Raw genomic sequence first — 22,278 nt, 5'->3', positions numbered from 1 at the left:
AAGTAATCATTAATGACTGAAACAAAGAATACAATAATTGATTTAAAAGTTACTGCTGACTTATTTGTCGGGGCTAATCAACGCGGAAAAATTGTGATTGGTGATAAGGGCTTTGAATTTATTAACAATCATAAGAACCGAAACTTTGTTTACTTACCTTGGGACGAGATTAGTCATGTTGTGGCCGCACGTGGAATTCGCAAGGGTAAGATCATGCGTTTTTCCGTGCAATCGAAGCGTAATATCGGATATGTGTTCACGACTAAAGACCCAAAAGGGGTATTCAGAGCGATGCGCAAACATATGGATGCAAAACAACTAGTTTACGAAAAAGATATGTTTGATCGGCTGCGACACAGTTTTAGAAAGCTTTTAAAAAAGTAGCAATTTAAATTTTAAAGGAGGAACACAAGCATGATTGCGTACATTGTGGCAAGTCATGGGGATTTTGCTAAAAGTATCGTGAAATCGTCTTGGGAAATCTTTGGAAAACAGGAAAAAGTAGTTTCTGTAGCTCTTGAACCTGATGAAGATCCTAAAAAACTTTTAACTAACTATCAAACTGCATTAAAAGGTTTTGATCAAGATGATCAAGTGATATTTTTGGTTGATTTATTTGGTGGGACGCCATTCAACGTGGCAGGCCAAATTGTGGCTGAACATCCAGATCGGATGGCATTACTGACAGGTTTGAACTTAGCAATGTTAAGTGAAGCCTATGTTGTGCGTGATCAAAGCTTGAAGGATGCAGTTCTTCGCTTAGAGGAAAGTGCAAAATCTGGTGTTCGCCATTTGGAATTACCAGAAGAAGATAAGGGAGACGACTAGCTTTGACAATGAAAATTTGTTTAGCAAGGGTAGATAGTCGTTTACTTCATGGTCAAATTGTAACTGGCTGGTCAAAATTTGTTAAACCAAATCGCATTTTAGTTGTTTCGGATAGTGTGGCGAATGATGATTTACGTAAGATGTTGATTGTCCAAGCAGCACCAGTAGGCGTCAATACGAATGTGTTGACGATTGACAAAATGTTGCGAATTTATTCGGATCCGCGTTTTGATTCTTTCAAGGTTCTTCTATTAACCGAGACGGTTCAAGATATGTTAAGGCTTGTGCGTGGTGGAATGGATTTTCAAAAGCTCGGGATTGATATTGGCAGCTTAGCCTTCTCTCAAGGAATGACGATGCTTAATGATTCCATAGCAGTTGGCCCTGAAGAAATTGACGACATTCGTGCGTTGCATGCTGCCGGCCTTCAGGTTTATGCGCAAAAGATTCCAAATGATGGGAAAAAAGACATGTTAGCAATGCTGACAAAAAATAAATTATAAAAAATAGAACTAAAACAGGTAAGGTTGGCCACACAAAGTCCAACCAAATACGTGTTCTAGTTCTATTTTTTTGAAAAATTAATCTAATTCAGCAGTTTAGCACTTAGTTTTTAAAGTTTTTGAATAGAAGCAGGGTTAGATTACCAAATGACGGAAAAGATTGGTAAAATAGAGAAAACAATCGTAAGTGAGGAACAAAAAATGACGGTGAACATAAAGATTGCTGCTACAGGGCATTATGTCCCAAAGCGTATTGTCGATAACTTTGAATTAAGCAAAATCATGGATACGAGTGATGAATGGATTCAGACTCATACTGGTATTGAGACTCGTCATTTTGCAATGAACGGTGAGAATACTTCAGATTTATGTACGCAGGTTGGCAAACAGCTCTTAGATAAGAGTGGCGTTCAGGCTGATGAAATTGATCTGATCTTGATTTCAACCATCACACCAGATAGTTTAACACCAGCAACGGCCTGTATTGTGCAAGATAAATTAGGTGCCAAAAATGCATTTGCCATGGATATTTCGGCAGCATGTGCGGGGTTTGTATTTGGCCTGAGCACGGCTGAAAAATTCTTACGTTCTGGACGCTATCACAAAGCTTTGGTCATCAGTGGGGAAACTAACTCTAAGATGATGGATTTTGAAGATCGTACCTCTGCTGTTTTTTTTGGTGACGGTGCTGGTGGTGCACTTTTGGAAACCACAGATGATGTGAGTGAAGAATTCTTTATCGATGAGAAGCTGCAATCACTAGGTAGTGCTAATCAAACAATTCACAGTGGCAGAATTCAGCCAATTCAGGAAATTTCTGCAGATAACTATCCAAAAACAGACGCATTTTATCAGGATGGGCGCGCGGTGTTTACATTTGCGACAGAAACAGTACCGACTCAAATGCAGCAAATCTTAGAAAAAAATCAGTTGGGTGCAGACTCAATTGATGCTGTGATTTGTCATCAGGCAAACTTACGAATTATCGAAAAAATTAGTCAGACATTGACGATTTCGCTTGAAAAATTTCCGGTAAATGTCATTCATTATGGGAACACCTCGTCGGCAGGAATTCCAATGGCGTTGGATCAATTATCGCGAGTAAAAGGCCAACCGAAAAAGGTCCTGCTAACCGGATTTGGCGCTGGCTTAGACTATGCAAGTATGTTAATTAACTTCTAGGAGGTTAGATAATTTGAATTTAGAAGATATCAATAAATTATTAGATAAACTAGATCAAATGAACTTCAGTGAAGTAGAGATCGAAATTGACAAAACCAAAATTCATGTAAAGAAGGCAACGGGTGAAGCTCCAGTAGGACCAACTGGTAAACCTGTAAAGCAAGAACAACCATTTTCTGATTCAGTGATCAGTAGTCCTATGGTTGGGGTTGTGCACTTGGAAAAGCAATTAAAAGTTGGACAAAAAGTTGCCGTTGGTGATGTGGTTGCTCAAATAGAGAGCATGAAACTGTTTAACGATGTAACCAGTTCACAAGCTGGAGTGGTTAGTCAGTTATATGTAAAAGATGGTGATCCGGTTGAGTTTCATCAATCATTAATCGCTTTAACAAAGGATAACAAACATGTTTAGAAAAGTTTTAATTGCCAACCGAGGCGAAATTGCTGTTCGGATTATAAGCGCTTGTCAGAAGCTTGGAATTGCGACGGTGGCCGTTTATTCAGAGGCTGATCGAGAGGCGCTATTTGTGAAACAAGCAGATGAGTCAGTCTGTATCGGACCAGCAGCTGCCGTTAACTCCTATCTTAATCGGGAGGCCATTTTGATGGCGGGGATTAACACTAATGCTGATGCAGTTCATCCTGGGTACGGCTTTTTATCCGAAGATGCTTTATTTGCCCAAATGTGTGAAGAATGCGGCATGACTTGGATTGGACCACAAGCTTCTTTAATTCACGATTTTTCAGATAAAACCAATTCACGAGCACTTGCCCAAAAACGGGGATTACCAATCATTCCGGGCTCTGGCATGATCACCAGCGAGCCACAACTCTATGCTAAAGCTAACGCGATTGGCTATCCCGTATTATTAAAAGCTAGTCATGGCGGCGGCGGAAAGGGAATTCGCTTAGTGCATTCGGCTAAGGAACTCTTTGAGAAGTATCAACTAGTCAAAGAAGAGGCGGGGTCTTCTTTTTTAGATGGCACGATTTATTTAGAGCGGGCATTTGAAAAAGCCCGGCATATTGAAGTACAAGTGTTAGGTATGCCCGACCAATTATTGATTTTAGGCGATCGTGATTGTAGCTTGCAAAAAAATCGCCAAAAAATAATTGAAGAAAGTAATGCCGCAATTTTAACAAAAAAAGAACGCACTACTTTATATAAGCTAGTGCATCAGTTGTTGGATAGGTCAAACTATCAAAGCTTGGGGACAGTTGAATTCTTATTTGTACATCATCATTTCTACTTTTTAGAGATGAATACACGTCTGCAGGTGGAACACGGTGTCACCGAAGAAACAAGCGGAATTGACATCGTTCAGGCACAAATTCGGGTGGCAGCGAACGAAAAACCAGTGGTGCATCAAATCGAATTCACCGGACATGCGATTGAATGTCGACTGAATGCCGAAACTAATGTCGCTAAACAACAATTTGAAACGGGAAGGTTAACGCAGTTTGATTTACCAACTGATGTGCGCGTAGATACTGGTTTGCAAAATGGTGACGAAATTACGCCGTTTTATGATCGGTTGTTGGCAAAGATAATTGTGTACGCCAAAACGCGCGAAGCGGCAATTAAGAAAATGCAAATAGTTCTGAGTGACGTTAAGGTGACTGGAATTGGCACTAATTTGTCACAGCTCAAGCAATTAATAAATAGTACTCAGTTTGCGGAAAATCATTACAATATCCATTCTGTAGGGAAACTAATGGAGGCTGGATCACATGAGTCATATGCCTGAAAATAATAGTTGGCAGGCTTGCCGATACTGTGGAAAACATGTCCATAAGCTTCAATGGCACCCAAATTATCGATGCCCTTTTTGTGGACAATTACAGCGGTTAACAATTAAGCAGCGTCTGAGGATTACGATTGATGCAGATAGCTGGCAAAGTTTTGAAACGGTTGGAACCAGCACGGATTTCTTAGACTTTCCAGGATATACTGAAAAATTAAAAAGAGCCCAAGACAAAACTGGTGAAGCGGAGGCGATGTGTGCTGGTACTGCCAAAATTGGTGGTTTTCCAGTGGTTATTGGTGTTATGGATAGCCATTTTATGATGGGAACGTTAAATACCACAATAGGCGCAGTGATCAAACAGGCAATGGCTGAATCCGTTGCACGGAAGTTACCATTAATTCTGTTTGTGGCGTCAGGTGGGGCCCGCATGCAGGAAGGGATTTTTTCACTGCTGCAAATGAATACCATTTTAAATCAGTGGAGTCAGTTAGAAGATAGCAAAAATTTAGTCGTGAATATTTTGACGGATCCAACTATGGGCGGTGTTTCGGCTAGCTTTGGTTTTAAGGCCGACTATGTTTTGGCAGAAGATCACGCTCAAATTGGCTTTGCTGGAAAAAGGGTCATTGCACAAACTACCCATGAACAACTTTCTGACACTTTTCAGACGGCCGAAGATTTGTTGGCTCATGGGTTAGTGGATCAAGTCATACAACGTGAAAAAGTGCGTAGCCAACTAATTACCTTATTGCGAATTCATTTTGGAGGTAACCATGCCTGAAAAAAATTTGGAAGAAAAAATAAATTTAGTCCGCTCTCCGAAACGGTTGACTGCGCACCAACTTACTAGTCAACTTGTGACTGACTTTTTTGAGATTCATGGGGATCGTCAATTAGGAGATAATCCGGCTGTTACAACTGGAATTGGATTGTTTCATCAGCGTCCCATCACAATTATTGGAATTAATCGGGGAACTAATATCGAGCAACGCCGGGAAGTGAATGGTGGTGCAGTTCGAGTTACAGGCTATCGGAAGGCTTTGCGGGTGATTAAAGCGGCCGAAAAGTTTAACCGTCCGGTGATTAGTTTTATTAATATGCCAGGTGCAGATGCCAGCGTGTTTTCTGAACAACATGGACAAAGTGAAGCAATTGCGGATTTAATTGCCAAAATGGGTCAATTAAAAGTTATTAACATCGCACTTTTTCTGGGTGAAGGACATAGTGGCGGTGCATTGGCTTTTAGCAATGCAAATGCAATTCTGATGCTTGAAAATGCGCTGTTTTCAGTGGCATCACCGGAAGCCGTACAAGCAATTTTGAAAAATCGTGATGAGACTAGGGATGCGAGTGAGTTTTTACCGATGACTGCGCAACAACTCAAAAAAATTGGTCTTACAGATAGTATCATTAGTGAGACGCCAGCTGGTTCATTAGTACAACGAATTGATGATGAATTGATGAAAACGATGAAACGTTTTGAAAAATTAGATGGAGAACAATTAAGGCAACAGCGACGAGTTAAATTTGAAAAAGTTTTAAAATTGAATTGAACGTAGAAAAAAAGGGCTTGGAATTTTTCCAAGTCCTTTTTATATTTCATTAGGGAGTAGTTTGCGGTGTGCTTGCACTGGAAAACGGATCGCTATTAATTGAGGAAGAATTAATAGCGGAACTGCTGCTTGTGTTTGAATCACTGGAAGCTGAGCTACTTGAGCTGTCAGCAGTGTTTGAACTTTCTTGGCTTTCTTTTAGCGTGGTTGTTGCTTTTAGCCCTAATTCTTTACGAATTTTGTTTGAAACGCGTCGTCGTTCAGACGTTGGAGCGACCTGGTATGATAAGCCGTTAATGGTTTGACTGTCACCCTTTAAAGTTGTTGATTTAATATGGTGAGAAGCGTTTTTGTAATTAAAACGCAGTGCTAACATGTCGTTGAAAGTTAAATTTGTCTTCATATTTTTCTTCACAGAGTTCAAAATGGATTGAAATCTAGTGACTGAAGAAATGGAGAGGGCTTTTTTAGCAATTGCCAAGATAATTTGGCGCTGACGTTTTTGACGACCGTAATCACCATCAGGATCATCATAACGCATCCGGGAATAAGACAGGGCTTCTTTCCCAGTAAGATGTGTTTTGACCCCTTTTTTAACGTTGGCAGAGCCATACTTAAACGTTAATGGTGGAGTGACGTTAACTCCGCCAACTGCATTTACGAGATCTTCTAGTCCGCCCATGTTCATGACAACATAAAAATCGACGGGAACGTCAAGTAATGTTTGCACAGATTTAATGGACTGAGAAACCCCACCAATTTCATAAGCTGAATTAATTTTTTCTGTTGACCCATCAATGGTAACTTCAGTATCACGCGGGATGCTGGTCATGTATGTTGTTTCTTTTTGAGCATTTAAGGAAGCCACCATTATTGTGTCACTAAGACCAGTTGTCTTTCGACCTAAGGCCCCGGTATCAGTTCCTAAGACTAAGACATTAAGAGGCTTTTTATTTTTAATGACGTTGGATACATTCCGAGTCGAGGGTGTTTTCGTTTTTTGATAAGCTGAATTAACCGTATCTTTAGCATTGGCATACATGGAGTATGCTTTAGCGCCGCCAGCAATTAATAAAACTAAAATGATACCAATAGTCCACCAGATTTTTTTATGCGATTTCTTTGTATCTTTCATATGTTTCTCACTCACTAATGTAGTCCTCTTTTCAGCTATTTTAATTGAAAAAATGTGTTCGCTTTCATAGTGATCACACCATATTTACCAAGGTATTTGTGAAAATGGTCTATGAAAATATGCTATACTAGACCTTGTTTCATTATTTTAACTATCATACACCACTTGGAGAAGGGATAATATCACAATTTTTTTACATAGTATCCAAGGCGTTGTGACGATCATTGTCATGATCGCGGTTGGTTACATTCTATCCTGGCGAAATTGGTTTGATGAGGGGTCTTCACGGCTCATCGCCAAATTGGTCACTCAAATTGCATTGCCAGCTTATATGATTAGCACAATTACACATGATTTTACTGCAAAAAAGTTATTAAGTACACTACCAGACCTTCGTTTTCCGGTTTTGTCGATGTTAATTTTGTTTGCGTTGTCGATGGTTTTAGTTCGGGTCCTCCGAATTAAGGAGCAACATAAAGGCTCATTTGAATCAATGTTTTTGAATTCAAACACAGTTTTTATTGGACTTCCAGTTAATATGGCGTTATTTGGGACTAGCAGTTTGCCTTATGTACTGGTCTATTACATGGCAAATACAACGATTTTTTGGACTTTAGGTGTTTGGCTGATTCAGCGAGATGGTACGGAATCTCATAAATTTAATTTAAAAACGACGCTCGGAAAAATCTTTTCACCGCCATTACTTGGTTTCATCGTGGGCGTTTTTTTAGTGCTTTTGCACATCCAATTACCACAGTTTATTTTATCTGATTGTCAGTACATTGGTGGGTTGACGATTCCATTGTCTATGTTCTTTATCGGAATTGCGATTCAACGAGCAGGTATTAAAAATATGAAATTGAATCGAGATAGTCTCGGAGTATTGTCAGGTCGATTTATATTCGCACCACTATTAATGACACTTTTGGTCCTACCAATGCCGGTTCCATTGTTAATGAAGCAAGTATTTATTTTGCAATCCGCAATGCCAGTTATGACTAATGCGCCTGTAGTAGCGAAATTGTATCATGCGGACGAACAATATGCGGCAATTATGGTAACCGAAACGACGTTATTGAGTTTAATCATTATTCCATTGTTAATGATGTTTGTTAAATCAGGATTAATTACGTAATGCGTGGTGCAACAGATTGATTGTAGTAAGTAGCGTTTTTGCTTGAATTTAGAAGTTAAGTTTGTCAAGATTGGGAGATAATAGGGAAATTGAGAAAAACAGTTGGTTATATTAGTTTTGCAACTTTAATGTTTAGTTTGATGGAAATTGCACTTAAATTAGCGGGTGGGGCCTTTGATCCAATTCAATTAAACCTCATTCGTTTTGCGATTGGTGGATTGGTATTATTACCAATCGCTTTGAGAGCATTAAAAAAACAGCATCGCCGGTTAAACTGGCAAGATTTAAGGCTGTTTGGATTGACTGGATTTGTTTGTGTCATTATCAGTATGACATTGTATCAGTGATTGGATTGTTGGTTATCGTCAATCCAACCCATATTAAAAACGTTGTTGGACTAACACTAGCAGTTACCTCGGCATTAACTTTCGGTCTTTACAGTATTATTTCTCGATACGGTTCACAAAAACGAGATTTAAATGGAATTGTAATGACTTGTTTTACGTTCTTAACAGGAACGGTTGAATTGTTCGTTATTGTTATGTTAACGCACGTTCCAGCGATTGGACGGGCAATGGGACAAGTTAGCTTTCTGAAGCAATTTGTTAATATTCCGGTTATTCACAACATCAGCTGGCAATATGTGCCACTATTATTCTTCATTGGCGTTTGTGTTACCGGTGGTGGATTTGCATTTTACTTTTTGGCAATGGAAACTTCCGATGTTTCGACGGCTTCACTGGTGTTCTTCATCAAACCAGCGTTGGCACCAATTCTAGCAGCTTTAATTTTAGGTGAAACAATTACAGTACCAACAATTGTGGGAATCGTGATTATCCTGTTGGGATCGGTCGTTACATTTATGGGAAACCGTTCCAAATCAGTTCGATCAGAAATGGGAAAACCTGTTTACCCTGAAAAAGAGCAGTCAGAAACTGATGATTCTTTAGTAGATAAAGTTAAAGGTTTGAATTCAAATTTTGAAGATGAGGATTAAAAATGACTTACTTAGTCTTATTACGACATGGTCAAAGTGAAGCTAATCGTGACAATGTGTATACCGGTTGGAGCGATGTGCCACTTACTGCGCAAGGAAGAGCTGAAGCTAAACGGGCTGGTAAATTGATTCAGCAAACACAAATTCAGTTTACCGATGTGCATACTTCGTTGTTAAAACGGGCAATTACGACAGCTGATATTGTTATGGACCAAATCCAACAGGACTGGTTACCAATCCATAAGACTTGGCGTTTAAATGAGCGACATTACGGAGCTTTGCGTGGTCAAAATAAGGATGAAACTCGAAAAGTTTATGGTGCCCATCAAGTGGCACTATGGCGACGAAGCTTTAAGGCCATTCCGCCTTTGCTGAAGGCGACGGAATCAGATCGACGGTACGTTGAGCTGGGTGACATCGAGCCTCGTGGAGAGAGCCTTGAAATGGCCTATAATCGTCTGTTACCATATTGGACGAACGAAGTTGCTCCTCGTCTGTTAGATGGGCACAATCAGTTAGTTGTGGCTCATGGCAGTACATTACGTGCGCTCATTAAATATTTGGAAGAAATTAGTGATGAGGGAATCGATGGGGTAGAAGTGGCAAATGGCGAACCAATTGTGTACCAGTTTGATGACCAATTGAAAATTATTAATAAAAAGTTTTTAGATTAAAAAGAGAGTCATCAAAAGCCTGATTGTTGTTCAGGTTTTTGATGATTCTTTTTTTAGTCTGTTATTTTGGGTTTACTGATTTGTGGACAATTGCATAACACAAACTTGTACAAATGGGAGCACCTACAGCGAAAGTTGATTTCTGCTGTAGGTGCTCTATTTGTTTAGACCTTAATGTTCCGTTCACTAATTTGAGGACAACTCCTTGAAACAACTTTTAAAATCTAAGTGCACCTTTCGTGGGATTATGATCCCATCTCCGGTACCCTTACATTTTTAAAGTTAACCGTTTCAATCCGTTCACTAATCAGGACAACTTCACAAATCAGTCCAACAAAAATAAGCAAGGCTCCTAGCCAGGAATTCTCCTGACTTTCGCCTCGCTTATTTTTCTTGGACTAACAATTTGTTCCGTTCACTAATCTGAGGACAACTCCTTGAAACAACTTTAAAAATCTAAGTGTGCTTCCCGCGGGATTACGATCCCGCGCTACTTCATTACATCAGAAAATTTTCATTCTGAAAATCTTTTATCCTCTGTACGCTGTCGATTCTTGTGGCACAAAACAGCCGCAAGAATTCGCATCCAGCACCCTTACATTTTAAAAGTTAAGCGTTTCAATCCGTTCACTAATCTTTATATGCCAAAGCACCCATTGGATCCCATGGTAATAATTGTGTTGGTTCCTCAGCTTGTGCTTTACGTTGGTCTTCAGTTAAGAATTGCTTGTCCACAACAACTTGGTAGCAATATTCGCTCATCCAGTCGTCTGTCATGACCATGTAACCCTTTGTTCCAACCTTGTCGCCCCAGCTGTTTTCGACTTTCCACTTCTTAGGTTCGCCGTCAACTAAATCAACACCTGTAATAACCATTGCATGTGTCATTAAGCTTTCACTGTAATCTAAGCGTTCTGCTTTAGACATTGATAAATCAATATCAAAGAGGGATTCTTCGTCGTAAACACCAAGGTCTAATAAACCGCGTTTTCTTGGTTCCGAATGCTGACCCACATCACAACCAAACCAAACACTATGACCAGCCTTAAGTTGATTAATAGCAGCTTGCTTGAAGTCATGCATGGTTAAGTTTAAATGCTTAACTTGACGGCCACCAACCACGTTACCTAACATTTCAATTGAGTAAGTATGGTTGAATGGTTTGTCATCTGTAGGAGCATTGATGATTGAGACGTAATCTTTAAGATCCCAGCCAACGAATTTTTCGTAGAATGACTTAGGTGTTAAACCAGCTTCACGATGGAAGTTTTTGTCATCATCACGATATTCCCAGTCAAATGATGTAGGTGGTTCGCCGAAACTATAAGAAGCCATCCGGTAAACTTCCTCTAACATTTTTTCTTTACGTGATTGAACTTGTTCATCTGAAGTCTTATCATCATTTACAAGTTCGCGAAGTTCAACAGCATCTTTACGAAGCTTTTCGTTTAAGAGGGTGTTGAATTCGTTTGATTTGTTACTGTTGTAGGTTTCTGGATAAACAGATTCAGGAACAATGCCATACTTATCAATGATGGCACATAACATGTCCCACTGACCACCATCGCCTTGAGGTTCGTTCATTAACCATGAAACTTTGCGATCTGAAGTTGGTTTATCAGCAGTTGCAATCACATTTTCGTAGAACCAGTTTGACTTTTCAAACTTATCCCAGAAGAAAGTATAGTTTTGTGAAAGTTCAAAATCTTTAATTTTGAATTCTTCTGATAAATGATGACGCATTGTATTTAATGCGGCGAACATCCAACAACGGCCACTTTGCTTTTGGTTAGCAACGGCACCTGTCTCTAAATCAATTGAGAAAACGGGACTGAAATCAGCACCACCACGAAGGCCTTCACTAGCAGCTAAAATACCATTCTTGGTTACTGCACGTTCAAGCACCTTGGATTTGTTTTGTTCGTTATAATTTTTTGCGTAACGAGCAACTTGATCTTTAGAAATACTATTATTACTCAATATATTCACTCCTAACCTTTGATATATAAACATTGTAGCCGAAAAAGAATGATTAGTAAATGCTTAAATCTTGATTAAAAAATAACTTAGGGACGGGCCTGAATAACTTCAGGACCATTTTGGCGGCCGACGATAACAGTATTGACCATGTCGAGGAAGAGACCTTGTTCAACAATTCCTACTTGTTTGATTAAGTAGTCAGCTAGTTCGTGCGGATGTTTAATTTCACCAAGATGTAAATCAATGACGTAGTTTTTTGAATCGGTTAAAACATGGTTGCCACTGTCATCTAAACGAAATTTGGGATGTAATCCTTTAGCATCAAGCTTTTTGAAAACTTGTTTGCTACCATAGGGGATGACTTCTAAAGGCAGTGGGAACTTGCCAAGGGTAGAAACCATTTTTGATTCGTCTACGATCCACATCACTTTTGTGGAATTAGTTGCAACAATTTTTTCGAAGAGGTGAGCGGCACCGCCTCCTTTAATTCCTTGGTAATCAGCACTAATTTCATCGGCGCCATCAATTGTCAAATCAATGTGATCGACTTCATCAACTGATTTGACCGAAATACCTAATGATTTTGCTTGTTCGGCTGTCCGATTGGAAGTGGGAACGCCAGTAATATGAAGATTTTCGTTTTTTACGCGTTCACCTAGGGCATCAACCATGAATTTTACGGTTGAGCCAGTCCCAAGTCCCACTACCATGTTATCTTTAATAAACTTAACTGCTTCTTGGCCGACTAATTTTTTTAATTCATTTTGTTCCATTATTATTTTGCTCCATTTCTTGTAAGCTATTTTTGGTTTGGTCATCAACTGGAATCTGGGGATCAATCAGAAACTGATATTCCGGGTGCTTGGTTAAATAAACTTGTGCATAAGGGCACAGCGGGTAGATCTTTTTATTCTGATTTTTTGCATAAGTCAGCATTTCAACCATTAACTGTTGAGCAATTCCCTGTCCTCTAAGACTAGGATCAACAAAAACCTGTTCAATAACTAATGTTTGATCATCGCGAATGGAAAAATAAGTAACATCTCCACCAAGTTTATCTTCGTGCATAAATTTAATTTGTTTGCCATCGTTTGTAAATTTCATGCAGCCACTTCCTTATATAGAATAAACGCTTTCTCACTAATTGTCCCTTGCTATTTTTGTAAAGTCAATTAGAAACATAAATTATCAATTGAATTAGTTTACAAAACGTGATTACAAACGGATAATGTACAAAGATTGTCTCTTTTACTGCGAACTTACTTGTTAGACGAATCAGAGAGGAATTATTAAATATGAAACGTGGATTTGAAGTTGTATCAAAGGATAAAGAACAGGCTCTAAATTTGCCATACCGTTCCACCACTAATGCGGCCGGATATGATTTTGAAGCATCAAAGGATTTTGTTTTACCATCAATTTGGAAGGCTAATTTTTTGAAAGTTATTTGGCTATTACATCACAATAAAATAGTTACTGAAGCAGACTTAATAAGTGGAAGTAAAGATTTAAAACCTTTTTTAGTGCCAACCGGAATTAAGGCCTACATGCAAAATGATGAATATTTACTACTTGCAAACCGGTCAAGTAGCCCGTTGAAGTGGAATGTAATTTTGCCGAATGGAGTAGGAATTATCGATGCTGATTATTATAATAATGAAAGCAACGAGGGCGAAATTTATTTTCAACTGATTAATATGGGATTGCGCGATATTACCATTAAAAAGGGTGAACGAATTGGTCAAGGAATTTTTATGCCATATTTACAAGTTGATGGCAAGGATGAACGTGCCCAAGTTCGTAAGGGTGGATTTGGTTCGTCTGGCATGTAGCATCGAAGCTTAAGGATTAGTAAAATTATTTTGTGGTCAATTGTTTTTAAAGGAATATGCTAAAATTGAAGGGAGCTAATACTACCATGGCAAAAGCAAAAACTCAGTTTGTTTGTCAAAACTGCGGGTATGTTTCACCACGTTTCTTGGGCCGTTGTCCAGGCTGCGGTCAATGGAATACTTTGGTTGAAGAACGCGTGGGCGCTGAGAAAGAAAATCATAAGGCTCGCGTTAGTTTTGAAGGTAAACGTGCTAAACCACAAATTTTAAGCGAAGTTGATATGTCTGAGGCACCGCGAATTAAAACTGGTTTAAAGGAATTTAATCGTGTCTTGGGTGGCGGAATTGTTCCTGGGTCACTGGTCTTGATCGGAGGAGATCCTGGAATTGGAAAGTCTACCTTGATGCTCCAAATTTCCGGGCAACTAAGTGAAACAAAACGGCGAGTATTGTATGTTTCTGGTGAAGAAAGTGCTGCTCAAATTAAGATGCGGGCAGAACGGCTTCATGTAGCAAGTGAAAACTTTTACTTGTTTCCAGAAACAGATATGACTAACATTCAGGATGCCATCAAAGAAGTTAAGCCTAGCTTTGTAATTATTGATTCAATTCAAACGATGCAAGAACCAGATATTCAATCGGCGGTTGGAAGCGTGGCGCAGGTTCGCGAAGTTACAGCCGAATTGATGCAAATTGCTAAAACCAATAACATTACGATTTTTATTGTGGGACATGTAACAAAAGGTGGCGCAATTGCTGGGCCCAAGATTCTTGAACATATGGTTGATACCGTGCTGTATTTTGAAGGTGATTTACATCATACTTATCGAATTCTTCGTGCCGCTAAAAACCGGTTTGGATCTACGAATGAGCTTGGAATTTTTGAAATGCGTGAATCTGGCTTGCGAGAGGTAGCCAATCCTTCAGAAATCTTCTTGGAAGAGCGATTGAAAGATGCAACTGGTTCGGCAATTGTGGTTTCAATGGAAGGAACACGACCAATTCTAGTGGAGATTCAAGCTCTGATGACGCCAACGACCTATGGGAATGCTAAACGAACGGCCACTGGATTAGACCATAATCGGGTATCGTTGATTATGGCAGTTTTGGAAAAGCGCGCAAACTTTTTGTTGCAAAATCAAGATGCTTATCTAAAAGCGGCAGGTGGAGTTAAGTTGGATGAGCCGGCGATTGATTTGGCTATTGCCATCAGCATTGCGTCTAGTTATCGAAATATCGGGACTGACCCAATGGATGCGTTTGTCGGTGAAATTGGATTAACTGGAGAAGTGCGTCGGGTAAGTCGAATTGAGCAGCGGGTAGCTGAAGCTCAAAAATTAGGGTTCAAACGAATTTATATACCAAAGAATAATTTACAGGGGTGGACGCCGCCAACTGGAATCAAGGTTGTTGGGGTGGCAACTTTAAGTGATGCCTTGAAGCGTGTCTTTCATTAAGACGGGTGATGCGAAATCAATAGACATTGATTACGAAAAAGGCCAGTCCGACTTAGCGCTTTAGCGGTTAGGAGGATGGACATCCGTAGTGAGGATAAGATTTTGCGAAGGCAAAATAGACAATAGATTACGAAGAGGAGCCAGTCCGACTTAGCGCTTTAGCGGTTAGAACGGATGGACATCCGTAATGAGGATAAGATTTTGCGAAAGCAAAATAGACAATAGATTACGAAAAGGAGCCAGTCCGACTTAGCGCTTTAGCGGTTAGAACGGATGGACATCCGCATGAGGATAAGATTTTGCGAAAGCAAAATAGACATTAGATTACGAAAAGGAGGGATACTTTGAAAAAGAATATTATTAAAGCTGTTTTCGCACTAGCAGGTGGTGGCATTGGAGTCATTCTTTTACCACCACTGTGGGTATTAGTGTCGTTAAACAAGTATTGGTGGCTAAATAATTCAGTAACAAATTTCTTAGTTGGAGCAATTATTTTCTTTATTATTTCACTGTTTTTAGCCGGTTATATTGAAAAGTTAGTCAAAAGATTAGAACGACATATTGCAGCAATTCCACCCGTTCGATTGTTCTATGGTAGTTTATCAACAGTTGTGGGCTTGGTGCTGGCCATTTTGATTTCAACTTTGTTTTATCGTCAACAAACCTTTTTCTTAAATACAGTTATTCCAATTATTTTGATGCTAACATTTGGGTATTTGGGTTTTCGAATTGGGACAACGCAAGCTGACGAATGGCGGAAATTGTTTACATGGCGGAAAGAACCCGAAAACGCCAAGAATGTTTTAGAGCGAAAAGTGGATGATAATTTTCATCATTACAAAATTCTGGATACTAATATTTTGATTGATGGACGGATCTATGATCTAATCAAAACTGGATTTATCGAGGGAACGTTACTGGTACCCAACTTTGTCCTATATGAACTGCAATATATTGCAGACTCTTCTGATAGTATTAAGCGAGTACGAGGTCGTCGTGGCTTAGATATTTTAAACAAATTGCAGAATGAACATGTGATGCCGGTTGAGATGTATGAGGGCGACTATGACGAGATTGATGAAGTCGATAGTAAACTGATTCAGTTGGCTAAGGACAAAGATGCAGTTATTGTGACCAATGATTATAATTTAAACAAAGTTAGTCAGTTTCAAAATGTTCAGGTTCTTAATATCAATGCGCTGGCTAACGCACTGAAACCACGGGTAATTCCAGGTGAAAATATGCATGTTATGGTTGTGAAAAATGGAACTGAACGGCAGCAAGGGGTTGCTTATTTAGATGATGGGACCATGGTTGTGGTTGAAGAAGGTAAATACTTTATCAATCAAGAGCTTGATGTCGTTGTGACGAGTGCCCTTCAAACCGATGCTGGCCGGATGATTTTTGCGAAACCATTACATTCAACACGTGGCATTGCCGATAAAAAACCGGATCAAAAGCCAGATAAAAAGAAATCTGGAAAGTAATAGAAACAAATGTAAAGAAGCTTTTTTAGTTGCTTACTGGATTGTGCCTTTATTTATTTAAGCGGCAATTGTACAATTGATTAAGCAATAAAATGTGAAAAACTTAGAAAGAGGCGTTAATTTTGGCAAAAAGTAAGATTCGTGTTCGTTATGCACCAAGTCCTACTGGTCATCTGCATATTGGTAATGCGCGAACAGCATTATTTAACTATTTGTTTGCTCGTCATTACAAAGGCAAGTTTATTATTCGAATTGAGGATACTGATACCAGTCGTAACATCAAAGATGGTGAACGTAGTCAGCTTGAAAACCTCAAATGGCTAGGTTTGGACTGGGATGAAGGTCCAGACAAGCCTGGCGATTATGGTCCTTATCGTCAATCAGAACGAAAGGCAATTTACTTGCCATTGATTCAGGAATTGATTGATAAAGACTTGGCTTATGAATCCTATGAAACTGAAGAAGAACTCCAAGCCCAACGTGAGGCTCAAAAAGCTCGTGGTGAGATGCCACATTATGAATATGAATATGCTGGTATGACGGAAGACGAGAAACAAGCTAAGATTGCTGAATCTAAGGCTGCTGGTTTGGAACCAGTTATTCGTTTCCGCGTTCCTGAACATAAAACATATGCTTGGGATGATATTGTTAAAGGCAAAATTTCGTTTGATTCAAGTACTATTGGTGGTGATTTCGTCATTCAAAAACGTGATGGAATGCCAACTTATAACTTTGCGGTTGTTGTTGATGATCACAAGATGGAAATTTCACACGTTTTCCGTGGGGATGATCATGTTGCAAATACACCAAAACAATTAATGATTTACGAAGCATTCGGCTGGGAACCACCTAAGTTTGGTCACATGAGCTTAATCATTAACAGTGAAACTGGTAAGAAATTGAGTAAACGTGACGAAAGCGTTCTTCAATTTATCGAACAATATCGTTCATTAGGTTATCTACCAGATGCCATGATGAATTTTATCGTATTGCTCGGTTGGTCACCAGTTGGTGAAAGTGAAATCTTTAACCAACGTGAATTAATCAAAATGTATGATGAAAAACGTTTGAGTAAATCACCAGCTGCATTTGACGGTAAGAAGTTGGAGTGGATTAACAACCAATACGTTAAAGCTGCTGATGAGGACCGCGTGATGGATTCTGCATTGAAGCAATTGATTAAGGCTGGAAACATTGAAAAAGGTGCTTCGCCAGAACGCATTGAATGGGCGCGGAAGTTGATTAATTTGTATAAACGTCAAATGAGTTATACAGCGCAAATCAATGATATGGCTGATTTATTCTTTAATGGTCCTGATGAAATTGACGAAGAAGCTAAACAAGAAATGGCTGCAGATACTGCTTTGCCAGTTCTAAAAGCAATTTATGCCAAATTTGAGAAGATGGAAATCTTTGATACCGTTGAAATTTTAGCTTCGATTAAAGCTGTTCAAAAAGAAACGGGTGTTAAAGGCCGGGCTTTATGGATGCCAATTCGGATTGCAATTACGCATGAAATGCACGGACCAGAATTACCAGAAACGATTGAATTGTTAGGTCAAAAGACATCAATGTCTCACCTAAAAGCAATGATCGATGAAATGGATTAAGATAATTTTACTTTAAATTGAAATATTAGATGACATGTAATTTTCAAAAATTACGTGTCATTTTTTTGATAGTTAAGTAATTTTTGGGTTTTCTGGGTTGAAATCGGGATATGTGATAAAATCAAACCAGATAGAAAAAAAGGAAAAGAGGCCGTTTGAATGATTAATCTTTATAATACAATGACACGCAAAAAAGAGCCGTTTCAGCCGATTACGCCTGGGGTAGTGAATATGTATGTCTGTGGTCCCACTGTATATAATTACATTCATATCGGTAATGCGCGGAGTATCATTGCTTTTGATACCGTTCGTCGTTATTTTGAATATCGCGGTTTTAAGGTGAATTTTGTTTCTAATTTTACTGATGTTGATGATAAAATGATTAATACTGCTAAGAAAGAGGGAACGACTGTCCCAAAACTAGCAGAGAAATTCATTCAAGCGTTTATGCAGGACAGCAAAGCTATTAATGTTGAACCAGCCACAGTGAATCCGCGAGCTACGCAAAATGTTCCCGAAATTGTGGACTTTATTCAGGTATTAATTGATAAAGGGTACGCTTATGCTTCAGATGGAGATGTTTATTACCGGACGCGTAAGTTTGCTAATTACGGCAAATTATCTGGTCAAAATATTGATGAACTTGAGCAAGGGGCCAGCGAGCATATTAATGACGAGGAGACTGCTCGTAAGGAAGATCCGATTGATTTTGCGTTGTGGAAAGGTGCTAAAGCCGATGAAATTTCCTGGGATGCCCCTTGGGGAAAAGGTCGGCCCGGCTGGCATATTGAATGTTCGGTGATGGCTACCAAATATCTAGGTGATACAATTGACATTCATGCGGGTGGCGAAGATCTGGAATTTCCTCACCATGAAAATGAAATTGCTCAAAGTGAAGCCAAGACTGGGAAGAAGTTTGCCAATTATTGGATGCATAATGGTTTTGTCACGGTTGGCGATGAAAACGAAAAAATGAGTAAATCGCTTGGTAATTTTGTTACGGTCCACGATATTATTAATGAAATGGATCCCCAAATTTTGCGCTTGTTTATGGCAACGACTCAGTATCGTCGGCCAATTCAATATACGCGAGAAAATTTGGAAGAAGCTGGTAACAACCTGGCAAAATTACAAAATGCGTTTGCCAATTTAAATTATCGTTTTCAAAATTCTGAATCTGGTGCAGATGCAGGGACTGATAAGCGAGTTAAAGAACTTGTCGAGCAATTTACTACTGCAATGGATGATGATTTTAACGTGCAGAATGGTATTGCTGTAGTTTATGAATTAGCTAAAGTTTTGAATGTTTATAGTGAGCAAGCAACCGTGAAAAAAGAAACGTTAGAGTTATTGAAAACTACTTTTGTCCAGCTGGTTAGCATCTTCGGAATTAAATTAGAAGAAGGACAATTAGAGGACGAAACAATTAAACAACTGATTGTGGAACGCGATGCTGCAAGAGATAACAAGGATTTTAAACGGAGCGATGAAATTCGAGATCAATTAAAAGAACAGGGTATTAACTTGGAGGATACTCCCCAAGGAACTCGGTGGAAAAGGGCCTAAAGAATGACAGAAAATGACACGTACAAACAATTGAACGGAATTGCGCTCGCTTATCTAGGGGATGCGGTTTACGAAGTTTATATTAGAAGACATCTTATTAATAAGGGGCTGACCAAACCTACAAAGTTACATCACACGGCCACTAATTTTGTTTCAGCGAAGGCCCAAGCAGCTCTGATTGATGTAATGAAAGAGCAAGACATTCTAACGGAAACCGAGCAGGACTATTTTAAACGGGGACGTAATTCTAAGAGTCATACTTCTGCAAAGAATACTTCCGTCTTAACCTATCGGATTTCTACTGGATTTGAGGCGTTGATGGGCTACCTTTCTTTGAGTGGCCAGCAAGAACGTTTGGATTGGCTCGCTAATTGGTGTATCACGCAAGTTGAGGAAGGAAAAATAACCCATGCCACAAAATAATTATAATCAAGATCAATCAAGTACAGATACAAACGAGGGCCAAGGCGATTTTATCATTGGTCGTCATCCGGCTGTTGCAGCTTTAAAGTCACAGCAAACAATCAACAAAGTTTTTATCCAAGAAAACTTAAAATCAGATGCCATTCATGACATTGTGAAATTGGCAGAGAAACGGAAATTAATCGTTTCAATCGTGCCCAAACGGAAGTTAGATCATTTAGCAGATGGCGAAAATCATCAGGGTGTTGTGTTAGCCATTGCGGCTTTTGAGTACGCCACAATTGATGATGTTTTCCAGAAAGCTAAAGATCAAGATGAGTCACCCTTTATCTTGATTTTGGATAACATTGAAGATCCCCACAACTTGGGCTCAATTTTGAGAACGGCTGATGCAGCGGGTGTTCATGGCGTAATCATTCCGAAACATCGCGCGGTTGGTTTGACCAGTACGGTTGCAAAAACCTCTGCAGGAGCCATCGAACATGTACCTGTTGTCCGCGTAGTTAACCTTGTGAATACGGTTAAAGAATTAAAAAAACGAGGTATGTGGATTTTTGGCACGGACATGGATGGAACCGATTATCGAAAATGGGATGCTAAAGGTTCAATTGGTTTAATTATTGGGAATGAAGGCAAAGGAATTTCACCATTGTTGAAAAAACAGGTTGATGAAACACTTACGATTCCAATGGTTGGGCAAGTTCAAAGCTTAAATGCAAGTGTCGCAGCTAGTTTATTGATTTACCAAGGCTTTTCTACACGGCATCCACTATAAAATAAAAAAGTAGCAATTATCGATTATGTGAATTAAAATGGGTCTCTGTCAAATCGTATTGGTGGAGATTTTGAACGGCACATTCACTTCGGTGAATGTGCTTTTTGTTTACTCATGAATTAAACTAATCCGGATAAAGAAGTTGTCAATATTTCGAAAACCAAAACAGTTACGTTTTAATGCCTTGATTTTACGATTAAGTCCTTCAATTGGACCGTTGGAAAATGGATAACGACAACTGTTTAGAAGGGCTGAACCATTTTTGATAAACGTGTTGATCGTTATGTCCATTTGATTACTAGTGGGTTGGTAGTTAGTAAGTAAGGATTGGAACGCATTAGCATCCTTTTGGTGTATGGCACTTAAGATACCTTGATAGGTTTGATACACAGATCTAAATCTGGGAAAAGCGTCTAGAGCTAAATCAATGGCGTTTTGTTGCGTCATATACTCGTTAATTCCGCGTAAATAAACAGCCTTAGAATCATTAACTTTTATTTCATCAAGATGAAATAAACGCCATTGAGATTTTAAAATATGATAAATTCGTGAATGCTTATCTTGGATAGTACGAATGGTCTGCGTGCGTTCATTATCTAAGGCACGCCCAGCCAGTTGAATAATATGGAAACGATCGATAATCGTGGCCGCATTAGGAAATAAGCGATGAATGAAGCTGCCATATTCAGCATTCATGTCAATCGTCACTGATTGAACTTGGGCACGTTCTTGAACCGAAAAACGAGCTTCAAAGTAGTCAATGATATCTTTACTTAGCCGATCTTTTAAAGTAACAATTCGGCGATGACTAACGGCATCGCAACAATTAAAGGACATCCAGTGATTACAGGAACGAAATTCATCAAAGCAAAGATTCTCTGGGAGATGTTTAACACGATAGGCTAAGTGAATATTGGCATTTAGGATTCGTTGAACACTGCTTGGCGAAATTCCACAAAGTTTAGCAATTTCTTTACTCGTCAACATATCGCGTGCCAAAACGATCACTTGATGTTTGATATTATGTGTGAAAGTTTCGTTACGATTAACCAACTTAGTTTTAGCACCACAGGTTTTTGAACAATCTTTACATTGGTATCTTTGACGTTTTAAATGCATTTCGTAACGACCACCGGATAAGGTTCCTAAACGCAGGTGACTCATGTGAGTTCCGTTTTTAATTAAGCTTTTATGGCCACAATGTGGGCACTTTAAAAGTTGATAAGACAAAGTTGCATGGACGACATGAATACGTTGGTTTGTGGAACACCGTTCTTTAGAAATACCAGTGACAATTAAGTTTGGGTCTGTTATTTCGAATAAGCATAAGATAGAATTAGTTAGGGACATCTGAATTTCCTCTTTTCGATTTGTTTTGGCGATTAAATCGTAG

Annotated in this window: 22 protein-coding genes and 1 pseudogene; 18 read left to right on the top strand and 5 right to left on the bottom strand. The window is 39.1% G+C overall.

What is annotated here, in order from left to right:
• Nucleotides 1–12 precede the first annotated feature (12 nt).
• The 8 genes from ADU73_RS03960 to accA all read left to right on the top strand — a co-directional run bounded on the left by ADU73_RS03960 (nt 13) and on the right by accA (nt 5,814).
• A complete protein-coding gene (locus ADU73_RS03960; RefSeq protein ID WP_046872005.1) occupies nt 13–384 on the top strand; it encodes a DUF956 family protein in 372 nt (123 codons plus the stop codon).
• Between the two features lie 30 nt (nt 385–414).
• Nucleotides 415–828 carry a PTS sugar transporter subunit IIA gene (locus ADU73_RS03955; RefSeq protein ID WP_046872006.1) on the top strand — a complete coding sequence of 138 codons (414 nt, stop codon included), beginning with the start codon at nt 415–417 and terminating at the stop codon, nt 826–828.
• A gap of 2 nt (nt 829–830) precedes the next feature.
• Nucleotides 831–1,331 carry a PTS sugar transporter subunit IIB gene (locus ADU73_RS03950; RefSeq protein WP_046872007.1) on the top strand — a complete coding sequence of 167 codons (501 nt, stop codon included), beginning with the start codon at nt 831–833 and terminating at the stop codon, nt 1,329–1,331.
• Between the two features lie 201 nt (nt 1,332–1,532).
• Nucleotides 1,533–2,513 (top strand): beta-ketoacyl-ACP synthase III, encoded by a 981-nt coding sequence (locus ADU73_RS03945; protein WP_046872026.1) that lies wholly within the window; start codon nt 1,533–1,535, stop codon nt 2,511–2,513.
• A gap of 13 nt (nt 2,514–2,526) precedes the next feature.
• Entirely contained in the window at nt 2,527–2,925 is a 399-nt protein-coding gene (locus tag ADU73_RS03940; protein ID WP_046872008.1) for an acetyl-CoA carboxylase biotin carboxyl carrier protein, read from the top strand.
• Nucleotides 2,918–4,261: an acetyl-CoA carboxylase biotin carboxylase subunit gene (locus tag ADU73_RS03935; RefSeq protein WP_046872009.1), complete on the top strand. Its 1,344-nt coding sequence runs from the start codon at nt 2,918–2,920 to the stop codon at nt 4,259–4,261. The genes ADU73_RS03940 and ADU73_RS03935 overlap by 8 nt, the downstream gene beginning before the upstream one ends.
• The gene (locus ADU73_RS03930; protein ID WP_046872010.1) at nt 4,245–5,042 is read left to right on the top strand and encodes an acetyl-CoA carboxylase carboxyltransferase subunit beta; all 798 of its coding nucleotides are present in this window, start codon (nt 4,245–4,247) and stop codon (nt 5,040–5,042) included. Before ADU73_RS03935 ends, ADU73_RS03930 begins: the two co-directional genes overlap by 17 nt.
• Nucleotides 5,035–5,814 carry a carboxyltransferase subunit alpha gene (accA, locus tag ADU73_RS03925; protein WP_062913192.1) on the top strand — a complete coding sequence of 260 codons (780 nt, stop codon included), beginning with the start codon at nt 5,035–5,037 and terminating at the stop codon, nt 5,812–5,814. The genes ADU73_RS03930 and accA overlap by 8 nt, the downstream gene beginning before the upstream one ends.
• Nucleotides 5,815–5,863: 49 nt before the next feature.
• On the opposite strand, the gene ADU73_RS03920 is transcribed toward accA, so the two are convergent.
• Nucleotides 5,864–6,964 (bottom strand): LCP family glycopolymer transferase, encoded by a 1,101-nt coding sequence (locus ADU73_RS03920; RefSeq protein WP_046872012.1) that lies wholly within the window; start codon nt 6,962–6,964, stop codon nt 5,864–5,866.
• A 166-nt stretch (nt 6,965–7,130) separates the two neighbouring features.
• Here ADU73_RS03920 and ADU73_RS03915 point away from each other — a divergent pair, with 166 nt between their 5' ends.
• The 3 genes and pseudogenes from ADU73_RS03915 (at nt 7,131) to ADU73_RS03905 (ending at nt 9,755) form a co-directional block, all read left to right on the top strand.
• Entirely contained in the window at nt 7,131–8,084 is a 954-nt protein-coding gene (locus tag ADU73_RS03915; RefSeq protein ID WP_062913191.1) for an AEC family transporter, read from the top strand.
• Nucleotides 8,085–8,173: 89 nt separating this feature from the next.
• Nucleotides 8,174–9,081 (top strand): annotated as a pseudogene (locus ADU73_RS03910) (DMT family transporter).
• Nucleotides 9,082–9,083: 2 nt separating this feature from the next.
• Nucleotides 9,084–9,755 (top strand): 2,3-bisphosphoglycerate-dependent phosphoglycerate mutase, encoded by a 672-nt coding sequence (locus tag ADU73_RS03905; RefSeq protein ID WP_046872015.1) that lies wholly within the window; start codon nt 9,084–9,086, stop codon nt 9,753–9,755.
• A gap of 630 nt (nt 9,756–10,385) precedes the next feature.
• Here the strand turns inward: ADU73_RS03905 and ADU73_RS03900 are convergent.
• The 3 genes from ADU73_RS03900 to ADU73_RS03890 are packed head-to-tail and all read right to left on the bottom strand — an operon-like array spanning nt 10,386 to nt 12,839.
• Nucleotides 10,386–11,768 (bottom strand): C1 family peptidase, encoded by a 1,383-nt coding sequence (locus ADU73_RS03900; RefSeq protein ID WP_046872016.1) that lies wholly within the window; start codon nt 11,766–11,768, stop codon nt 10,386–10,388.
• A gap of 53 nt (nt 11,769–11,821) precedes the next feature.
• Entirely contained in the window at nt 11,822–12,508 is a 687-nt protein-coding gene (rpiA, locus tag ADU73_RS03895) for a ribose-5-phosphate isomerase RpiA (protein ID WP_046872017.1), read from the bottom strand.
• Nucleotides 12,495–12,839, bottom strand: a complete 345-nt coding sequence (locus ADU73_RS03890) for a GNAT family N-acetyltransferase (protein WP_052694540.1) — start codon at nt 12,837–12,839, stop codon at nt 12,495–12,497. Before ADU73_RS03890 ends, rpiA begins: the two co-directional genes overlap by 14 nt.
• A gap of 191 nt (nt 12,840–13,030) precedes the next feature.
• On the opposite strand from ADU73_RS03890, the gene ADU73_RS03885 reads away from it, so the two are divergent.
• The 7 genes from ADU73_RS03885 (at nt 13,031) to rlmB (ending at nt 20,885) form a co-directional block, all read left to right on the top strand.
• The gene (locus ADU73_RS03885; RefSeq protein WP_062913190.1) at nt 13,031–13,567 is read left to right on the top strand and encodes a dCTP deaminase/dUTPase family protein; all 537 of its coding nucleotides are present in this window, start codon (nt 13,031–13,033) and stop codon (nt 13,565–13,567) included.
• A gap of 86 nt (nt 13,568–13,653) precedes the next feature.
• Nucleotides 13,654–15,024 carry a DNA repair protein RadA gene (gene radA / locus ADU73_RS03880; RefSeq protein ID WP_046872019.1) on the top strand — a complete coding sequence of 457 codons (1,371 nt, stop codon included), beginning with the start codon at nt 13,654–13,656 and terminating at the stop codon, nt 15,022–15,024.
• Between the two features lie 344 nt (nt 15,025–15,368).
• Nucleotides 15,369–16,511 (top strand): PIN/TRAM domain-containing protein, encoded by a 1,143-nt coding sequence (locus ADU73_RS03875; protein ID WP_056986242.1) that lies wholly within the window; start codon nt 15,369–15,371, stop codon nt 16,509–16,511.
• Between the two features lie 122 nt (nt 16,512–16,633).
• Nucleotides 16,634–18,121: a glutamate--tRNA ligase gene (gene gltX / locus ADU73_RS03870; protein ID WP_046872021.1), complete on the top strand. Its 1,488-nt coding sequence runs from the start codon at nt 16,634–16,636 to the stop codon at nt 18,119–18,121.
• 159 nt (nt 18,122–18,280) lie between these two features.
• A complete protein-coding gene (gene cysS, locus ADU73_RS03865) occupies nt 18,281–19,687 on the top strand; it encodes a cysteine--tRNA ligase (protein ID WP_046872022.1) in 1,407 nt (468 codons plus the stop codon).
• Nucleotides 19,688–19,690: 3 nt separating this feature from the next.
• A complete protein-coding gene (locus tag ADU73_RS03860) occupies nt 19,691–20,110 on the top strand; it encodes a Mini-ribonuclease 3 (RefSeq protein ID WP_046872023.1) in 420 nt (139 codons plus the stop codon).
• Nucleotides 20,097–20,885: a 23S rRNA (guanosine(2251)-2'-O)-methyltransferase RlmB gene (gene rlmB, locus ADU73_RS03855; protein WP_046872024.1), complete on the top strand. Its 789-nt coding sequence runs from the start codon at nt 20,097–20,099 to the stop codon at nt 20,883–20,885. The genes ADU73_RS03860 and rlmB overlap by 14 nt, the downstream gene beginning before the upstream one ends.
• A 108-nt stretch (nt 20,886–20,993) precedes the next feature.
• Here the strand turns inward: rlmB and ADU73_RS03850 are convergent, their stop codons facing one another.
• Nucleotides 20,994–22,235: an ISL3 family transposase gene (locus ADU73_RS03850; protein WP_063697918.1), complete on the bottom strand. Its 1,242-nt coding sequence runs from the start codon at nt 22,233–22,235 to the stop codon at nt 20,994–20,996.
• Between the last annotated feature and the right edge of the window lie 43 nt (nt 22,236–22,278).

Origin of the sequence: Pediococcus damnosus (assembly GCF_001611155.1) — a bacterium.
GTDB classification, from domain to species: domain Bacteria; phylum Bacillota; class Bacilli; order Lactobacillales; family Lactobacillaceae; genus Pediococcus; species Pediococcus damnosus.
Note: the sequence above shows the minus strand (reverse complement) of the source record. Positions and strands in the feature narration are given on the sequence as shown.